General features: G+C 48.4%; 17 protein-coding genes. 2 read left to right on the forward strand and 15 right to left on the reverse strand.

Annotated features, from left to right (window positions below; genetic code table 11):
• The 12 genes from RMS95_RS02150 to RMS95_RS02205 all read right to left on the reverse strand — a co-directional run.
• On the reverse strand, positions 1–283 hold a 283-nt coding region (locus tag RMS95_RS02150), incomplete at its 3' end, for a hypothetical protein (protein ID WP_310643179.1).
• A gap of 27 nt (positions 284–310) precedes the next feature.
• On the reverse strand, positions 311–1,855 hold the full coding sequence (locus RMS95_RS02155; protein WP_310643181.1) for a prepilin-type N-terminal cleavage/methylation domain-containing protein: 1,545 nt from the start codon (positions 1,853–1,855) through the stop codon (positions 311–313).
• A 9-nt stretch (positions 1,856–1,864) separates the two neighbouring features.
• Positions 1,865–2,467, reverse strand: coding sequence for a prepilin-type N-terminal cleavage/methylation domain-containing protein (locus RMS95_RS02160; protein ID WP_310613244.1), 603 nt, complete (start codon positions 2,465–2,467; stop codon positions 1,865–1,867).
• A gap of 71 nt (positions 2,468–2,538) precedes the next feature.
• Entirely contained in the window at positions 2,539–3,636 is a 1,098-nt protein-coding gene (locus RMS95_RS02165) for a hypothetical protein (protein WP_310643183.1), read from the reverse strand.
• A complete protein-coding gene (locus RMS95_RS02170) occupies positions 3,633–5,498 on the reverse strand; it encodes an ATPase, T2SS/T4P/T4SS family (protein ID WP_310643185.1) in 1,866 nt (621 codons plus the stop codon). The genes RMS95_RS02165 and RMS95_RS02170 overlap by 4 nt, the downstream gene beginning before the upstream one ends.
• An 8-nt stretch (positions 5,499–5,506) precedes the next feature.
• The gene (locus RMS95_RS02175; RefSeq protein WP_310643186.1) at positions 5,507–6,073 is read right to left on the reverse strand and encodes a hypothetical protein; all 567 of its coding nucleotides are present in this window, start codon (positions 6,071–6,073) and stop codon (positions 5,507–5,509) included.
• Positions 6,060–7,526 carry a hypothetical protein gene (locus RMS95_RS02180; RefSeq protein WP_310643188.1) on the reverse strand — a complete coding sequence of 489 codons (1,467 nt, stop codon included), beginning with the start codon at positions 7,524–7,526 and terminating at the stop codon, positions 6,060–6,062. The genes RMS95_RS02175 and RMS95_RS02180 overlap by 14 nt, the downstream gene beginning before the upstream one ends.
• Before the next feature lie 10 nt (positions 7,527–7,536).
• Positions 7,537–9,180, reverse strand: a complete 1,644-nt coding sequence (locus tag RMS95_RS02185; protein ID WP_310643190.1) for a hypothetical protein — start codon at positions 9,178–9,180, stop codon at positions 7,537–7,539.
• 15 nt (positions 9,181–9,195) lie between these two features.
• Positions 9,196–10,038 (reverse strand): TcpQ domain-containing protein, encoded by an 843-nt coding sequence (locus RMS95_RS02190; RefSeq protein WP_310643192.1) that lies wholly within the window; start codon positions 10,036–10,038, stop codon positions 9,196–9,198.
• Positions 10,035–11,441 (reverse strand): TrbI/VirB10 family protein, encoded by a 1,407-nt coding sequence (locus RMS95_RS02195; protein ID WP_310643194.1) that lies wholly within the window; start codon positions 11,439–11,441, stop codon positions 10,035–10,037. The genes RMS95_RS02190 and RMS95_RS02195 overlap by 4 nt, the downstream gene beginning before the upstream one ends.
• Complete coding sequence (locus tag RMS95_RS02200) at positions 11,438–12,415, reverse strand: TrbG/VirB9 family P-type conjugative transfer protein (protein ID WP_310643196.1); 978 nt, start codon at positions 12,413–12,415, stop codon at positions 11,438–11,440. The genes RMS95_RS02195 and RMS95_RS02200 overlap by 4 nt, the downstream gene beginning before the upstream one ends.
• Positions 12,415–13,107, reverse strand: coding sequence for a VirB8/TrbF family protein (locus RMS95_RS02205; RefSeq protein ID WP_310613253.1), 693 nt, complete (start codon positions 13,105–13,107; stop codon positions 12,415–12,417). The genes RMS95_RS02200 and RMS95_RS02205 overlap by 1 nt, the downstream gene beginning before the upstream one ends.
• Positions 13,108–13,187: 80 nt before the next feature.
• Between RMS95_RS02205 and RMS95_RS02210 the strand changes: the two genes are divergently transcribed.
• Together RMS95_RS02210 and RMS95_RS02215 are read left to right on the forward strand one after the other, a co-directional pair.
• Positions 13,188–13,382, forward strand: coding sequence for a YqaE/Pmp3 family membrane protein (locus RMS95_RS02210; RefSeq protein WP_310643198.1), 195 nt, complete (start codon positions 13,188–13,190; stop codon positions 13,380–13,382).
• 9 nt (positions 13,383–13,391) lie between these two features.
• Positions 13,392–13,580, forward strand: coding sequence for a hypothetical protein (locus RMS95_RS02215; protein ID WP_310643200.1), 189 nt, complete (start codon positions 13,392–13,394; stop codon positions 13,578–13,580).
• A gap of 14 nt (positions 13,581–13,594) precedes the next feature.
• Here RMS95_RS02215 and RMS95_RS02220 read toward each other — a convergent pair whose 3' ends face one another.
• From RMS95_RS02220 to RMS95_RS02230, 3 genes are read right to left on the reverse strand one after another with little or no spacing between them, the layout of a single operon-like run.
• Positions 13,595–14,647, reverse strand: coding sequence for a type IV secretion system protein (locus RMS95_RS02220; protein WP_310643202.1), 1,053 nt, complete (start codon positions 14,645–14,647; stop codon positions 13,595–13,597).
• Between the two features lie 12 nt (positions 14,648–14,659).
• Entirely contained in the window at positions 14,660–14,965 is a 306-nt protein-coding gene (locus RMS95_RS02225) for a hypothetical protein (RefSeq protein WP_310643204.1), read from the reverse strand.
• Positions 14,962–15,747: a hypothetical protein gene (locus tag RMS95_RS02230; protein ID WP_310643206.1), complete on the reverse strand. Its 786-nt coding sequence runs from the start codon at positions 15,745–15,747 to the stop codon at positions 14,962–14,964. Before RMS95_RS02230 ends, RMS95_RS02225 begins: the two co-directional genes overlap by 4 nt.
• Positions 15,748–15,949 lie beyond the last annotated feature (202 nt).

Raw genomic sequence — 15,949 nt, forward strand, 5'->3', positions numbered from 1 at the left:
AACCAGACGATACGGCAATACCAAAATGGTATCCACTCGGGCAGCTCACGACAGGATTGTGGCCTTGGCAAGAGCTAATTAGCCACCACTGATATGCGCCGCACATGGTTCCTGTTGGGGACTCTTGATTCGGAATCACTCCAGCAGGAGCAAGTGGCGTACCGGTCAACCGATTTGTTCGCGTGAAATCCTGAATAACTCGCTCATGAGGAACACCTTGAGCAAATACTGAACTCATTAATGTTGTGAGTGCGAGTGCAATTCCAAATTTATAAAATTTCATGAAAATCTCCTTTGGTGGTTAAAAAAATCAATACAAACAATACGTTTGTGCAACAAAATCCCCTGAAATAGCTACGCCTGAACCATTTCGCATATAGGCAATCCAACTTGTCCCAACATCTTGGACATACCTATTCATTGTCTGGATGTTTTGGGTTTCATTCCCTGCTAACAGATACGCAGCTGCACCAGTTGAACCAGATTGACAAATAGGCTTTGGAACTGTTCCACCATCACTAACCGTATAGGCTTCCATAGCAATAAATTTGCCCATTCGGTCTGTCAAATTGACATAGGAACCCCCAGAACAAATTAACTGGGCACCGGCTGACGAAACCGCTGGTGATCCATCGGGTGAGCACGCTGTTCCTAGCGTGGCAACGGCAAGGCCACCTGTAGAAGTCCAAACGCCTCCAGTGCATCGCACTAGCGTGTACCGTGTGCCTTGCAGTGCCCATGACATTGCCGCATCAGTGGGGCAGGCTACCCCAATGCTGGACGTGGCATTCAATGTGGCACCAGACAGAACAGCGTTGCTTGCGAAAACGGTTCCATCTGAACGAACTCCAGCAGTACCGGCGTTATTCGTGACACTGTCCGCAAAAAACTCTGATTGAGCCGCCGCGTTGTACCGTAAGCCACCTCGGGTGGTACCGGAGGCATCCATGCTGCTCAAACTGCCATTGCTGCCGTCCATGAGCACTCGCGTTGTTCCCGATGCATTGGCTACGCCAATTTGACCGGAAGTGCCATCTAACCAGGCTCGGCTGACACAATTTGAAGCTCGGCTGATGATTTGGCCACTCGTCAAAATTTCACCTAACGCACAGCTCGTTGAACCACTCGACCCAGCCCCCACTTTTAGTCCACCGGCAATACTCACATTGCCTTGAAAATTTGGGTCCCTTGTATCGTTCATCTTTGCGAACTGGTCATAAAGCGCTGCATCTACCGCGTTTGAACCGCAAAGAACGCCCTCGACATTACCAAGTGGATTAGCCACGCTAAAACTCGCGCCTCTCACGATCGCGCCTGCATTGAGATGACTGCGTCCACCATGGCCACCCATGGATACCATGGCTTGGGTCACTAGGTCATCCCGATAAATGCCTCGGACCGTCATAGGTGCAGTCAGACATGCGGTCGCTGTCAATGTGCAACCAGAACCTGGGCAACTTGTGCGAACAATGTCAAATCGCAATTGCTGTTGATTTGGAGCAAATGACGGAAAAGTGGTTGGCAAGCGCCCCAGCGTTTTTAACTCTGCCATGCTTGGTTGAGTTGCAGTAGCAACACCAGATACGCTGGTGCCGTTTGAAAGCGAGGTGAAATTCATGATAACGAATCGCTCCAACCCCGCTGCTGCGCTGTTTACATAAGTGCCCGTTGCCGCAGCACTGGCATCGTCAGCATCATTGAGTATTTTTTTTGTTGCAATAACACTCAAAACAGCAATGATCAGCAGCGTGATTGATAACTCAATCAAGGTGAAGCCACGCTGCCGAGACACGCTCATCGAGGAGGCTCGCACATTAGTTCTTCGAGTCACAGGTGAACGTGTCTTAAACAACATGGCTATCTCTTAACGGAATGTGAATACGTAGGCGTTGGTGTCGTCAGCCGTACATGCAGCAGCTGCGGTTTGACCGTTGTAGACGGTGCCTGCGGGTACGCTTTTGACAACAGTGCCATTGATTGAGATGATTTCCGCACTGTTTTGCAATGAAGTGGCTAGTTCAGGACACGCTCCACTGTTCACAGTAGGAAATGTCAATGTGAAGCTGTCCCCCGCTGTCGTGATCGTTGCAGGTGCTGCTGTTACTTGAGATCCTGTAGCACCGAGTTTGTGCTGCAACGTTGCCGCGTTTCCAACACCCGTTACGGTCAAAGCATTGGTGCGGTCACGCAAGGTATTTGCAATCGTATTCGTTGCAACGCCTGTATATGGCGTGTTGCCAGTACCTTCCGCGTTTGCACGGATTCGTGTCACCGCCAATGTCACATCATCGGCGGTTGGCTTCGTTTTGCCACTAACCAAAAATGTGCGGATCTTTGGATAGCTCAAAGTGCCTAAAACGGCGATGATCAACATCACGATGGAGAGTTCCACTAGGGTGAAGCCGCCTTGTTTTTTGCGAGCTAATTTCTGATTGGTCTTGGTGTTGGTTTCAATTGGTTTTTTCATGATCATTCCTTAAGTTTGAAGTGGGTAAATTTCTGTTTTTGAAGTTGGTAATTTTTTGTTCCATTACCTCCTCATCCGGCCATGTAGTTCATGGCTGCTGCTTTCATTTCGAATGTGGCGGTTTGAATCCATAAAACCATGCCTCCAGTGACAACCACCCCTGTGAATAGCAAGATCCAACGCCAAACAGTCAATCGTTTGATCAAACGTGGCACTAAATGAGCTGCAACATATTTGCTTGTAACGTCAAAGGCGGCAGCAAAACCACTGCCCTCCTCCACATCCCTGAGTCGCCAAAACATTTCTTGAGACAACAATCCAGAGTCAAATACATCACAAGTAGTGGCACCGGTTTCGCCAATTCGATCTAAGACCTGCTCAATTCGCCAGCGCATCCATGGAGAAGCGCTGCTATCAGCAAGGCTGAGCAATGCATCTTCGAGCGTGTGCATCACGTTGCCGCGTTTGCGCGTCAACGTGGACATGGCCATCAAAAATCGAACTGCGGATACTTCACGTAATGTGCGGTATAGGGTGACTGTTCGGTCAGCTGTTTCACGTGACTGTCCTACCCAGTTTTGGGCAGACCATATGAGCCAGGTCGTACCCATCAGCACAACGATTAAGACCGGAATAGCGTAAGCTTTAACCGTCTCATCCCATGCTGCCATTGCTCGACCGAACGGTCCCCAGTAAGACACAGGTACTTCTATTGCCTCCTTCATTGTTGAGACGCTGAAGCCAGGCATTACGGTAATCGCCACTGTTGCAACGATGAGCGCTAAGAAGGCCACTGCTAATGTATTGACGGATTCAGAAATCACACGATCGGATAGCCTCGCCATCACGGCAAGGTCATTCAGTGCAGAGGGGATGGCATCTTCCCCTGCATCCTGCTGAACGTACAAAATTGCCACTTCATCGGCTGGCAATGTTCCTTGCCAAGCCGCAGCAAGATTGGCACCGTTATCAATAAATCTCTGCGCCCATAGGGCAGACAACTGACCACGAGGGGTGTTTACATACCTTAGAGCATCTGCCTCAAGAATTGAGAGCATTTTTCGATTGGTCGTGCTCAACAGTGCGGCCAAATCTTCGTAATATTCCGCACGTTTACTTCGAAATTTTCTTGCTGCCTGCTTTTGGCCAAAAGTTAATTTATCGCTCATGTCGTAGCTCCAACGGTGCGCAAAACAGCGGCCATAGTTGATTTGGCTTTTCTGGTAACACGTTTATGCTCCACCGAGGCAAAGCTTTCAAATTGAAGTTCAATTTCGCGTGGGTCCACTTGGCCAAGAGACGCTTTGTAAATTGCCACATCCATGGCTGATTTACCGGTGAAATCAGGATCAGCAAACTTCTGGTTTGACAGCTCACGCCAATAACGATGTAGTCCGACTTGATTGCCTGAGAGCAACAAATCGCACATGGCTTCATCTGGCTCAAGCATTTCTGCTGCAACTGTGCGGCCAGCAAAACCATTAAGTTCAGAAAGTTCGGGCTTAACGCACTGGTCACACCCGTTTGAATCTCTCAATCGAAGAAGATTTCGATCAAAACCGTACAGGCGTTCAAAGCGATCAAGGTAATTCTGATGGTCAGTCAGCGCCGCACCTCTTAAGTTGAAGGCAGACACGTAATCATCAGGAGACTTCGCACAGTGTGGGCAGTTCCTTGGCAAGAGTGCCTGGTACACATTCAGCCTGACGTTGCCAGGCGTTGCAAGTACATCGAGTGGAATTCCAATTTGTGGACTGACGTACCTTGAAAAAATCCCTAAAACACCAGGTGCGTGCGTGGTTGTATAAAGTGAGTGCCCTGATTCCAAAACAGCGCGTGCAACCCGCGCTGTTTCACGATCCCGAATTTCGCCAAGTAAAAATGTATCGAAGGCAGACCGAAATAGTGCACGCGTACCTGATGAAAATGCGGCATCGTCACCATCCCCAGTTTTGAGTAAATCGCGGCTGATTGTTTTTTGATACACATCAGGCATATCAATTTCAACGGGGTCTTCCATGCTCACTTTTTTAATGTGAGTAGGAAGCAAGCCCATCAAAATTGCCAATGAAACAGATTTACCGCTACCAACGGTTCCGGCCATGGTTATCATGCCACCGCGTGTTGCGATTACGCGGTTGTAAACCTCCAAGTGCCAGGGCAAATATCCAGCCCCCTCCAAGGTCTTCACGACCGATGATGCACCTAATTTTTGCAAACGCATGGTCACTACTGGGCCTGAATCAATAGCCATACCAGACCAGCGCAATCGAACCCGAACATCGTTTGCTAAATCAACCTCAATTCGACACTGTTGCTCAATGCGTTGCTGAAAAGTAGCATCGGAGCCTCCATCGCCCCGTTGCCAAGCAATACCAAGCATTTGAAGCATCGTGTCGGTGGGAAGTCGCCACCTCTGAGGCTTAAGGTATCGGCCATCAATCTTGAAGCAAATTTGCGACATTGAATCATGAATATTGACGGCGTAGTCAATGTCATTGGCCCCTTGATCAAATGCCCATTGAGCAACGTCAACGAAGGACTGCCACAACGCACTCTTGCCACTGTCTCTGTTGATGGATTGAACAGCGCTAATTTGATGGTGGCCAAGATGGCCTTGACTGACAGCGATGATGATGGATGGAGCGGCTCTCCAAACTTGGTAACCCTCACTTGGTAGCGACCAGCCCTGCTTGGTCAAAATCTCTTCGTATTCAGTCAAATCATCCGTTGTCACTGTTGGCGCAACGAGCAAGACAGCGGTTTTACCGGCTTTGGCCGCTTGCACAATCGCGACAGAAACAAATAGATGTGGAGAGAGCGAGAGCTTTGCGTTTATGCATTCGACAAACGGCACACTTGTCAAATCATCACTACGCTCAATAAATTCAGATGAGAACCTGTATCCACGGTCCTCATCCATTGCAATCGCCACGATAGGGATCGTTGCGACAGTTTCAGTAGCACTACTGGTGAGCGTTCGCACCATAGGGCTTGAATGCTTTTGTTTGGGTTTTAAAAAGTCAAACATAGTCACCCTTATCTAGGTGAGCCAGGAGGAACGACTAATGCCGCTGGCAGAGGTGCATTTGGGTAAAAACCTTGCATAGGCGTAGCTGGACTCATCGCCGCCGGTGCCGTGGCTTGTACTGGGGCGATCCAACAAAGCTGCGTCGGCTTGCCTTTGAGCTTTGGCTTGATAAATTCCTCACCTCCAGCAAGACTGGCTTGAATTAACGCGCTACGCGAACGTTCGCGTGCCGATCGCGCAGGATAAAGAGACACGCAGCGCCCCTCAATCAAGCCAATTTCATATTGACCAACCTTGTCACCAACAGACTGGCCTGCTTGCAGCTTGTCACCAATCATCAAATCAACACGCATGTTTGATTCAGAACCGTAAATTGATTGAACTGTCATATCCAAATTTTTCCGAACAGTTTGACGCGGCGGGTTCTCGCGCTCATAGACCGATTTGTTTTCAGCCTGAAGAAGTGCATCAACGGTTTGTGAGCTTGTTGGGGCAGCCTCTTGAGCAAATGCAGTTGCGAATGCACATGCGCCAGTGATACCAATCATTAGCTTTAAAAGATTAGTTTTTTGCATAAAAAATTCCATTAAGTTCGACTTGCAAGGCTGATGTGCGCAGGTTGACGGCCTCAGCTGAAATTTGTCCGTATGACAAAGTAAGACTGCGCCACTCTGCCGCCACACCTCGGTCAATAAGTGCATCAATCGTGCGTAACGGCCCTTTGAGACTGATGGGTGCCTCTGATGGCAAGTCAACATCAGATGGCATGGCGATTGCCGTGCCATCGAATCTACGGGGCGGTGTAACTGTCAACGGTGTAAATGTGATTTTTGGAGCATCAGTCAGTGCAGGCAAAAGCTCTTGAAGCTTTGATGCGGTGACCAACAAGTGATGCGCCCTAGGGGGGAGCGCAGCAACATCCAAGGGGCTAACCTGGCTCTCCACACTCCACTCTAAAGAGAGCGATTGAGTTGGAGCAAATTTGGCCGTAAATCCCTGTGGAATAGATGATTTCAACTCAACGTTTGTCGCCGTGTTGACTTTTCCATCTGACTCATAATTCGCGGAGCAAGACCATGCTTGTTTACCGGCATTGGGAGTTTGAGGCTTACATACAGCCGTTTTCAAATGCCAGCCTCGCCAATTTACAGGTAACTCACCAAGTGATTTACGCAATGGCCGCAAGTTATCAATAGATGGATTTAAACGCCCTCCACCAAGGCGATTTATTGATTCAAGCCAAACCTTCTTAGGGTCTTCATTCTGTTGTCTTTGCGCCATTTCTTCGGCTCTTTTTTGAGCCGTAACAGAGGCATTCCAGGCGTCATATCCCGTGTTGCAGACCCACAGCAACAAAACGGCACCGGCGACCTTTAAAAGCGGCATTGGCACCTTGATTTGTGCCAAGAAATTAGCAGCAGGCAACGCGAGCAACGCATCGGCAGGCATGGCCGGAATCGTCATGAGCGAAGCCAGAGACGACACATGCGACTTTGCGCCAGTGGTACTCACATCAATGTCTGTATAAACAACCGACGAAGGATTTTGAGCAAGTCGTTTAGACAGCCAAGCGAGTGCAAGTTTGTCCACTTGGCCATTACGCTCTATGAGCACTTCATCTATGCCACTAGGGCGTCCACTTCGCGTCTGAGCAACCCAAATCTCCGTAGAGCTGAGAGATAAGGCAAAAAGTGCATCACCTGAATGTTGACGACCGGCCAACAGCGCCGCAGGGTATGACTGCTCAGGAAGTGTTTGCGTCTTGTCCTTTGGGACTAGCCCATAGCCGACTGTTTGTCCACCGACAACACAGTAGTGCGTTGCAGCCCCTTCTCTTGCGATCGTGATCGCAGCATTGGTTCCACCAGCTAACAAGATGGTGCGCCAGTTCAAACCTAATACCAATGCTCGACTAGCCGTTGAACTTTGAACGAACTGCAATGGACGAGCTGCATAACGAGTTACCTCGGTACGGCCCGATGACTTGTTGGTCAAGCCTTGTGGTTTTTTGCGGTTAAAAAGAGACATGGTCAACTTCTTAAATGCTGTCTTCTGCAACCGCAGTTACCAACAAAATGATTCGACGCGATGACTGATTGGTGGCATCAGAACCACCAAGAATTAGCGGAGCTTTTTCATCAAATCGACGTGAATTTGAGCCATTTACCGACTCATCAAGGCCACCAATCAGATGCGTGACGCCTGTACGCACAACAGTTCGCCCCGTTAAATTGGCCTCTTGGATGTTGCGTTGCTGAATCGTGGTTCCACTACCCTGCACCTGCACGGTATAGGGGGTAAGCGTGCCTGTACGGTCTGCTAGGTTCAATGCGACCAAAATCTGGCCATCATCTTGGGCTTCCGGTGTCACAGTCAAGAAAACACCATATTTGTCCTCTTTTTGAGTGATCGTGGGCGCACTCACGCTGCCAAGTGAGGATGTGGACGTATTGCTGGCCACGCTGGCCACGTAATCAAATACAGTTGGTAAGCCGATTGTTTGGGCATTTCCATTCAAGGTGGACACAGGGAAAGTTCGCCGTGTCACTGTCAACCCCATCTCATCCAATGCCTGCAAAATCGCTGTTGAACCTGAGTACTGACTGGTGCTCGATGCGCTAAACCCGAGAGAGCCTGGATTCGTACTTGCAAGAGATTTTGGGGATGTGAACGAATCATTTACACCGTTAGCACGCTTATAAAGCAGAGTCCAATCAATTGAAACTTCACGACCGTGTTTGTTCGTAACAAACAGCTCTTCGACGATCAGGGTGATGCGGCGCGTTAAACGCTTGTTTTCAGTTTCTAAATAGCTTTCGATGCGCGCAATTGCATCAGGCGTATCGGTCACGATGACTGACTTAGATTCAGGATTAATTTCAATTGAACCGGCAACCGTTCCCATTGCTAACAAAGAGGCCTTCATACTCGTGAGCACATCGGTAGCCGTGTTCTCGTAGGTGGTCTTTGACTCTTCTTTAAATCCCGAGCTTGTAGTAATAACGTTTGGAATTTTTTGAGACAGCGCTTTTAAGCGCAATACACGTGTTTCAAGACGAAAAATTTCAATTGTTCCGTTTTCCGTAACACGATGGCTTACCCCCCACGTTGCATCAGCCATATCCAACAACGTATTGAGATCCATATCAACTGGGGCAACACTCAACAACTCTTGGGCTTGATTTTGGTTTTGTGCTGGCTGCGTAGACGGAGGAGTTCCGCTCGATGCGGAGCGACGCAAAGCAAACTGCGATGCTGGTAGCAAGGCATCAGGTTTAACTCGAACGGGAACGCCAATGAGCGCTGTTACGCAGCTGGCAAGGCGTTGTAATGTGTAGGTGTTGGGGTTGCACTCTGGTGTGATGGCCGTCACCTTGGTGCGCCCAAGAGCATCCATAGAATTTTCTGACAAGCGCAGGCGTGTTCGCAGCACTGGTGGCAAAGATAAGTCACGTGCCAAAGGCACGCTTTTACCAGCTAACCAAGGCGCTTCAACATCTTGTTGACGAATCGCTTGATCTTTGTAATTTTTTGCGCGATTTTTTGCCACTTGTTGGTACTGATCAACACGATCGCTTGTTTTTTCGCCATCGCTACGAATGTCTCGGTCTGCAAAATACGTTCCGCATCCAGACAATGCAAGTGAGACAGCCAAAAATAATGTGTTGTGAAGTAATTTCATGATGATTGGCCTCGATTAGTTTTCAGAACGTGCGCACAATTCACTTGCTGGAATGACACGCAAGACGTTGTTTGAATAAAAGCATGGTTGAACGGGCAGATCAGTCAGCGTGGTGCTTTTCAGCAAGCGACGAACCGCAGTTTTATAGTCACTGATAACAGCATCAGAGCCACTGACAGGGATATCTCGTGCGACAGCCCAATGTTCAGGTTCAAATGTCCATCCAGAGTCCTTTGACCACTTCATCAAGACTTTTCTGAAGTTTTGATCTAAGGGTGAAACCTCAAACTTGGCCCCCTGTGGCTCAATGGCTGGAACATCAATAGGTGAGTTCGCTGCGACAGCTTGCACTGAAGATTCAGCTCGTTGCTTCTCCACCGTAGAAAGACCAGGGGCTTTTTCTGTAGTTTGGACAGCCATCTGCGTTTTTTCAAACTCAACTGGTTCGCTGACAGCGCCGTAGGTGCGTGCCGGTGTGGCCATGCCAAAAGCCGCAGGACGCCCTTGGCGCTCAATTTCAATAGGGCCGTTGTAACTAGCAACGATTTCACGCTTGCCACTCCAGCGCATAACCAGCTTGGAGTACGTTCCTTGAATTGAAAGGTACGGTGAGTCCTTTTTCAGATCAAGAAGTACATCACCCGCAGGTTCTTGAGACATCACAATTGGAATCGTCATACCTTCCGGCAATTGAATGCGCGTGACTTTCCCATCGTCAAAAACAGAAATTCGTTCATCTGATACGCGGTAATTGAAGTCATATTTTTGGGATGAAGCTGACTGAGCATTAGCTGACACGGTCAGCATCGCCCCGAGAAAAACATGCACGATTTGAGAAAAGCATTTTTTAAATTTCATTGACGAACTCCTGTAATTTTTGGATCTAGAACCATGTCGTTTGTGACGACAACGCGAAGACGATCAGCGGGTTTGAGGCGAAGCTCAGGCTTGATGTTGATATTTCGCTCAAGAGACTTCTTAGCTACATCTGCAAGCGCTTGTGTTGCAGCACTGCCTAGAACGGCACCATTACTCACGTTGATAGTCGTACCGGTATTGGATGTATTTCTTTCAGCAAATGTGGCAATCGCGGCCACCATGAAACTGGTGCCAAAGGTCTTCCAAAACCGTGAATTCACCTCTGCTGGTGCCCCAATAGCGCCTTGTGGATCAGATCCAGGCATTCCACCCAAAATCACATGCGCTCCTGAAGGGAAGGTCATTTTTGTAAATGCCAGCAACATCGTTTCTTGGCCGTGAGCAACCTCGGCGTTGTACGTACACAGGATCGTGGTTCCGGCTGGAATTAGTTTTACGCGCTGCGTCACCGTGTCATATACGTCTTCTTCAACTTGCACACGACATGGTCCTGCTTTATCGCTGGAGACAGCGCCACGAACGCCAACAAGAATGGATGCACCTTCTAGCAGGCTGTAAGGGCCAGGACCAGATTGAGCACGTAATGGCTGCGCAGGCTCTTTTCCTTTGTTTGCGGCCAAATGGTCCATAAACTGTTTGTCTTTGGCATCAGACGTTGTTGCCCCCTGCCCCTGCCCTTGGGTGCGCATGTAGGCCTCAACCAAGGGGTTGACAGCTGTAGAGGCAGGAGTTTTGGCTGATTCGTCCGCTTGTGGAGTAGTAGGAAGACCAGCGCTATTTCCAGTCATTGCTGCATATGCAGCCAACTGTTGAGTTAGCGCCTGATTAGGATTGGTTGCATTGGTAGTTTTTGCACCAGTATTTTTGAGAGCTTCGGATTCCCAAACACCCATTTTTCTTTGGGCATTGCGCATCATTTCCTGTTTGCGAGCGTCGTATTCGCTATCTTTTGCATCCTGACCAGCCGTGGAGTTGGGCGTGCCCTTTGGATACGCCGTTGGATAGCCAGTTTGCTCACCGTTGCCACCCGTTGCGATCTTGTGCCCCACACCACTTTCGGTAGCATTCTTCGCTTTTGAAGGGTCTAATGGGCCATCTTTCTTCTTAGCGCCCTCCTCCTTGGCCATGTCCTCTTCAACTTCTTTACGACGCTGTTCTAGCCGTGTACTGAACGCCCCCGAGTCGCCAGGAGTAGCAGCAGCGATTTTTTTATCGTCTTTGACCTTCTGAGCTGCGATTTTTTGATCTTTGAGAGTGTTGCCTGATAAGTTGCGCCAAACCAAAGACACGCCAATCAACACGATCAGCAAACCTACGCCATAGGTAATCCACTTGCGACTTGCCGCACGTGGACCAACTGGAGACGTTTGAGGTTGACTCATTTGAGTTCACCTCCATCATTGAAATTTCTAACTACAACGCCTCGGCATGCAGAATCAAATACACCACATGAGGATGTTTTTTGATTGCGGATTTTGATTTCAGCAGCACCAGACTTCAACAATATTCCGTGCTGAAAAATCTTTGCAGTGATGAAATATGGCCCGTGCACTGCGTATTCGATGTTTTCGGCCATACCCTCTGGTGAAACCGCAAACATGATTGGTCGCATTGATTGAGCGTCTTTAAATTTGATCCAAGTGCGCTTGCCATCATCAAAAACCATGATTGGTTTAAAGTCAGCGTCCCCTGTGATGCCGTACTCCATGTTCAAGCTATCCAAGTTCACGAGAGGCATCGCATCAGAAACGACTTGTGACTCGCTTTCACCATCAGCCGCTCTGGTTGCACCATTACGCTTTTTTCCTGCCAATTGAGAAATCAGCGCTCGATCTTCGTAAACACCTGAATCGAATGATCGCCATGAAACACGTTGATGCCTGGCTTCTTTGAACGGGAGAACATCCACCAAATCAATTTGGTAGCGTCTAGCAGTCGTGATGATCAACATAGAACCAGATGCGCCAGATTGTGTTGGGCGTACTGTTAAATCTGTTCCAGTGCCAAGTACACGGACCTCCCACTCTGATTCATCATTCACAACTGCCGACAAGATTTGTTCGTCAGATGCAAACTCAAAGTGTGTAAATCGTGAGAACCACGTTTTGACTGGATATATCGCATCCTTGTTGTATGGAAAAACAACAAGTCGCGAATCTATTGACGATGGTTTAGGCACGATCGCACCAGGGCGTGGTCCGATTTCCTTGCTTAACTGCAATAGTTCTTCAAGTGGCGACTTGGTTGGTGCCGCAGGGCGTCGGCCGCTTGTATCTTGAGCACTCACATTGAGAATGCTTACGAGCAAAACAGCCAAGCAAATACGTTGCGCTGACTTCATATGCAGAAAATTCATTAACGAGCCTCCACTTGATCGTTCAAAGTCCAATGGGTGATGCCTAGACCCAATGGGTTATCAGGGTCTTGGTCATCATCTTTTGGAGGGGCTGCGCCGTACTCAACCGTGAGAAGTTTTCGGCGGCGCTCACGCTCAACACCAAGAACTTTTTCAATCCAGATGAAATCAATGAATGCCACTGTGCGGTCTTCGTTGAATGACACGTTTGGAACGCCCAAAATTTCACGTGTCAAACCTGGTGTTCTGGCAATACGTTCGGCGGTTTTATCGACCTTTTCAGTCCAATCGTCCAATTCGCGAACTGCACCACCGCGAGTCCACTTATAGGCGCTTGGCAACCCTTCTTTGAGAGTCGCAGCATTGATGATGGTTAGTCGCGCAGTCCATAGACGCAAGAAGTAAGCGATGTTTTTGTCAGAAACTTTGAGTTCTTCCGCTACGCGATTGGTCATCGTCACACGACCGGTGGACGAGTCCGTTTCAAAGAAGTATGGAATTCGCTTGCGCAGTGGCAGCATGATCAGTACGCCAATGAGCAAAAGCAAGCCGACTAACTGCCAAATCGCTTTGTCACGACGCAAGTCCATAACCTGCTGCTTCAACCCATCAACAAGATCGTTGTAGACACCAGCGGCAGTCAGCCCCTCCTGAGTCCCTTTTGGGGGCATGCTGATTGCTTCTTCACTCATTTGAGACTCCAAGGTAAATTTGTTGTCAACCAACCAGTTGACACTTGCGTTTTAGGTAAAACAGTGCGAACATCCAAAGCGTGAGACTTCTGATTTCTTTTTTGTTGCCATGGTTGACCTTCTTCACGATTGGTCGTCCATTCGCAGGCCTTTTCTGTTTGGTGATGCAGCTCACGCTGATCGGCTGGATTCCAGCTGTCATTTGGTCGGTCTACGCCCTTGGGCAATACAAAACCGACAAGAAAATTGAAAAAGCATTGGCTCAGTCCAAATAGGAGAACACCATGTGGGAAGTTGTATTGATCGTGGTCGGCTGGATGTTTGTTGTGCTGTTCCTCGCAGCGGTTTATCAAATGGTTTTTCATCCATTGAAAACACTGGGTGCAGCGGTTGAAGCATTTGAGGATGCATCGAATCAAGTAGCTACTACTTATCAAGCAAGAGTTGACGCAGGTTTGGACAGCAGTCGATAAAAAGCTACAAAGAGTCATTTAGTACCCCCCTTGACTTTTGAAGCGACAAAATTACCAAGTGACATTGCGGCACTACCTGCTTTTCCAGCAGCTTGACGCCCTGCACCTTTACCAAAATCTTTACTGCTAGCGCCACTACCACCGCTAACAAGTGCCTGTGCAATCCCTTGTACTTGCCACATCATGTAAGCGCAAATAAGACTGACAATGGCCATCATCCAAGCGGCAACTAGATCTACAGTGCTGTAGCCAGAAGCACTGTCAATCATGTCAGCCATGCCGCGCAAAACAACAAACATCCCAGCGGTCGTTGCAACCATGAGAGCGGCAACAATTTTGGTCAGCCCTGCTGCGATCATGAATTTGAGCCAACCATCAAATAAAAATTCGGTACGCTCCCAAATCAACCATGGGACCAAAATTGGACCTAACGTAACGCCAATGCTGAACGAGACTTGAGCCATGAATATCGCCACCACGTATGCGACGAACGCAAGTGCGAGAAAAAACAGCGCAGCGATCTTGAATGACAGTGCGGCCATGATTTTGGGAAAGTACAAAAGCATGTCTGTGATGGAAGGTGCTCCCTTCGCGCCACACAAATCAATTTGTTGATAGCCTGGTTCAACCCCTGCTTCAACTTGAACTGGAGCAGTCTGTGTGCATTTCGGCTCCTGCTCCCCCTTGAAGAGCTGAGCAGCTGCTTGGAACATTAAATTTGCTGAGGTCGAAACATCAGCAGTACCCGCTACTTTTTGTGCGATTTGATTGAAATTGGTTTGAAAAAAACCTGTTGTGAATGCAGCCCAACTTGAGAGCATCAAGGCAACTACCGAATAACGTACAAACGTCTTTGTAGATTCCTGAAGTGCTGTTAAACCATCACTTGAAAGCATCCACATCAAAATCGCCCAACTCACAGTGATGAGAAGCAACATAACGGCTAAATCCAAGCCCTCATCAACCAGTACTGTTGATTTGGAACTCAATGCTCCAGTGACCGAGTTGTACATGCATGACACAACGTCGCCAAGAACCACATTTTGAAGATTGGTGCAATCAACCATGCTTACCACCTATTAAATAAATAATCCGTACATCCACTTGGATACGGTGATTAAGAAAACGATGGCTCCTAGCGGCATTGCTAAAAAACCGAAAAATGTCATGATTGGCTCATCAATTAGCAACCGAAGGGCCGTCAAAAGTAAAAGTAACTTGAACGATCTTTTCACTTGCCACGGAATATTCAATTCATCGCTACGCAAATTCATGAATCGTTGACGATGATGTCTTTCAGCATTTGCCAACCAGCAAGTTTCTCGACGAGTTAAAACCTTGCGACGAAGCAGTAATATGAGCGTGCGTTTTTGAAGTGTCATCATGGTGCACCGCCATCTGTCCATGGATCTGGAGCCTTCACACTTGACGTGCCATTTCTGCTGTTCAATGCGGAGCCAGCAGCCCCTGCGCTTTGCAGAGTCGTAGCGTGGGCAGCGTTTGAATTTTGCTTGCTAATGGCATCTGAATTTCGATCAGCACTCTGAGTCATTAATGCGGTCTTAATTTCTACCAACTCACCAGCCATCATGGTGCTTTGCTGATTGAGCAACTGAAGCCCTTCAACGTTTCCTGTGATGGCTTGTGTTTGCTCAGAAACAGCACGCAACTGAGCTGCTCGATCTTGGGCATTGCTAATCGTCGCGACATCTTGATCAAGACGCTCTTTGTAATAGCCGCCTTTGGTGCTGGCCATCTTTTGCTCGTAGCCCATATAGGTGGCCACATTCATCCCCATTTTTCCGGCCTCAGAAATGCGAGCTGTCATCGCACGCTCTACATCAGCGGATGCACTGCCAACCCGTTTAACGCTGCCAAGCAATGTGTTTAGAGCATTGAGCTGCCCGAAATACGGTTGCCTAGCCTGTTGCAACATCGTTGCAGGCAGATTTTTCAGATTGGTGAGCATTGCAAGGTACTGATTCACCATGGTGATGTTTCCTTGGATTTGCATTGCGACCATGTTGGCTTGCTTGACGTTAGATGCCGCAAGTTCAACGTTGTTCATCAGCTGTGTACCTTCTGATGCCGCAGTACCAGCAGAGCCACTGGCGTACGCAAGGTTGCTAAAGGCAATCAAACCAATAACTGCAAACTTTGACTTCATGAAAACACCTCCATGTCTTCGTCTTCATCATCTATAACAGGCGTATTGATCATTTGATTTATATGGCGGATTCAAGGACGAAGTGCAACAAAGATGAACTGGTTATAGGTGGCTGAGGATGCGAGAGCATCATGGCCGCTTTAACCGCCAAATCGAAATTGCCCAATGTACAAGCACCTCAGCCGAGAAGAACGATACCAAA

Source organism: Limnohabitans sp. (genome assembly GCF_031539175.1).
Lineage (GTDB): Bacteria > Pseudomonadota > Gammaproteobacteria > Burkholderiales > Burkholderiaceae_C > Limnohabitans.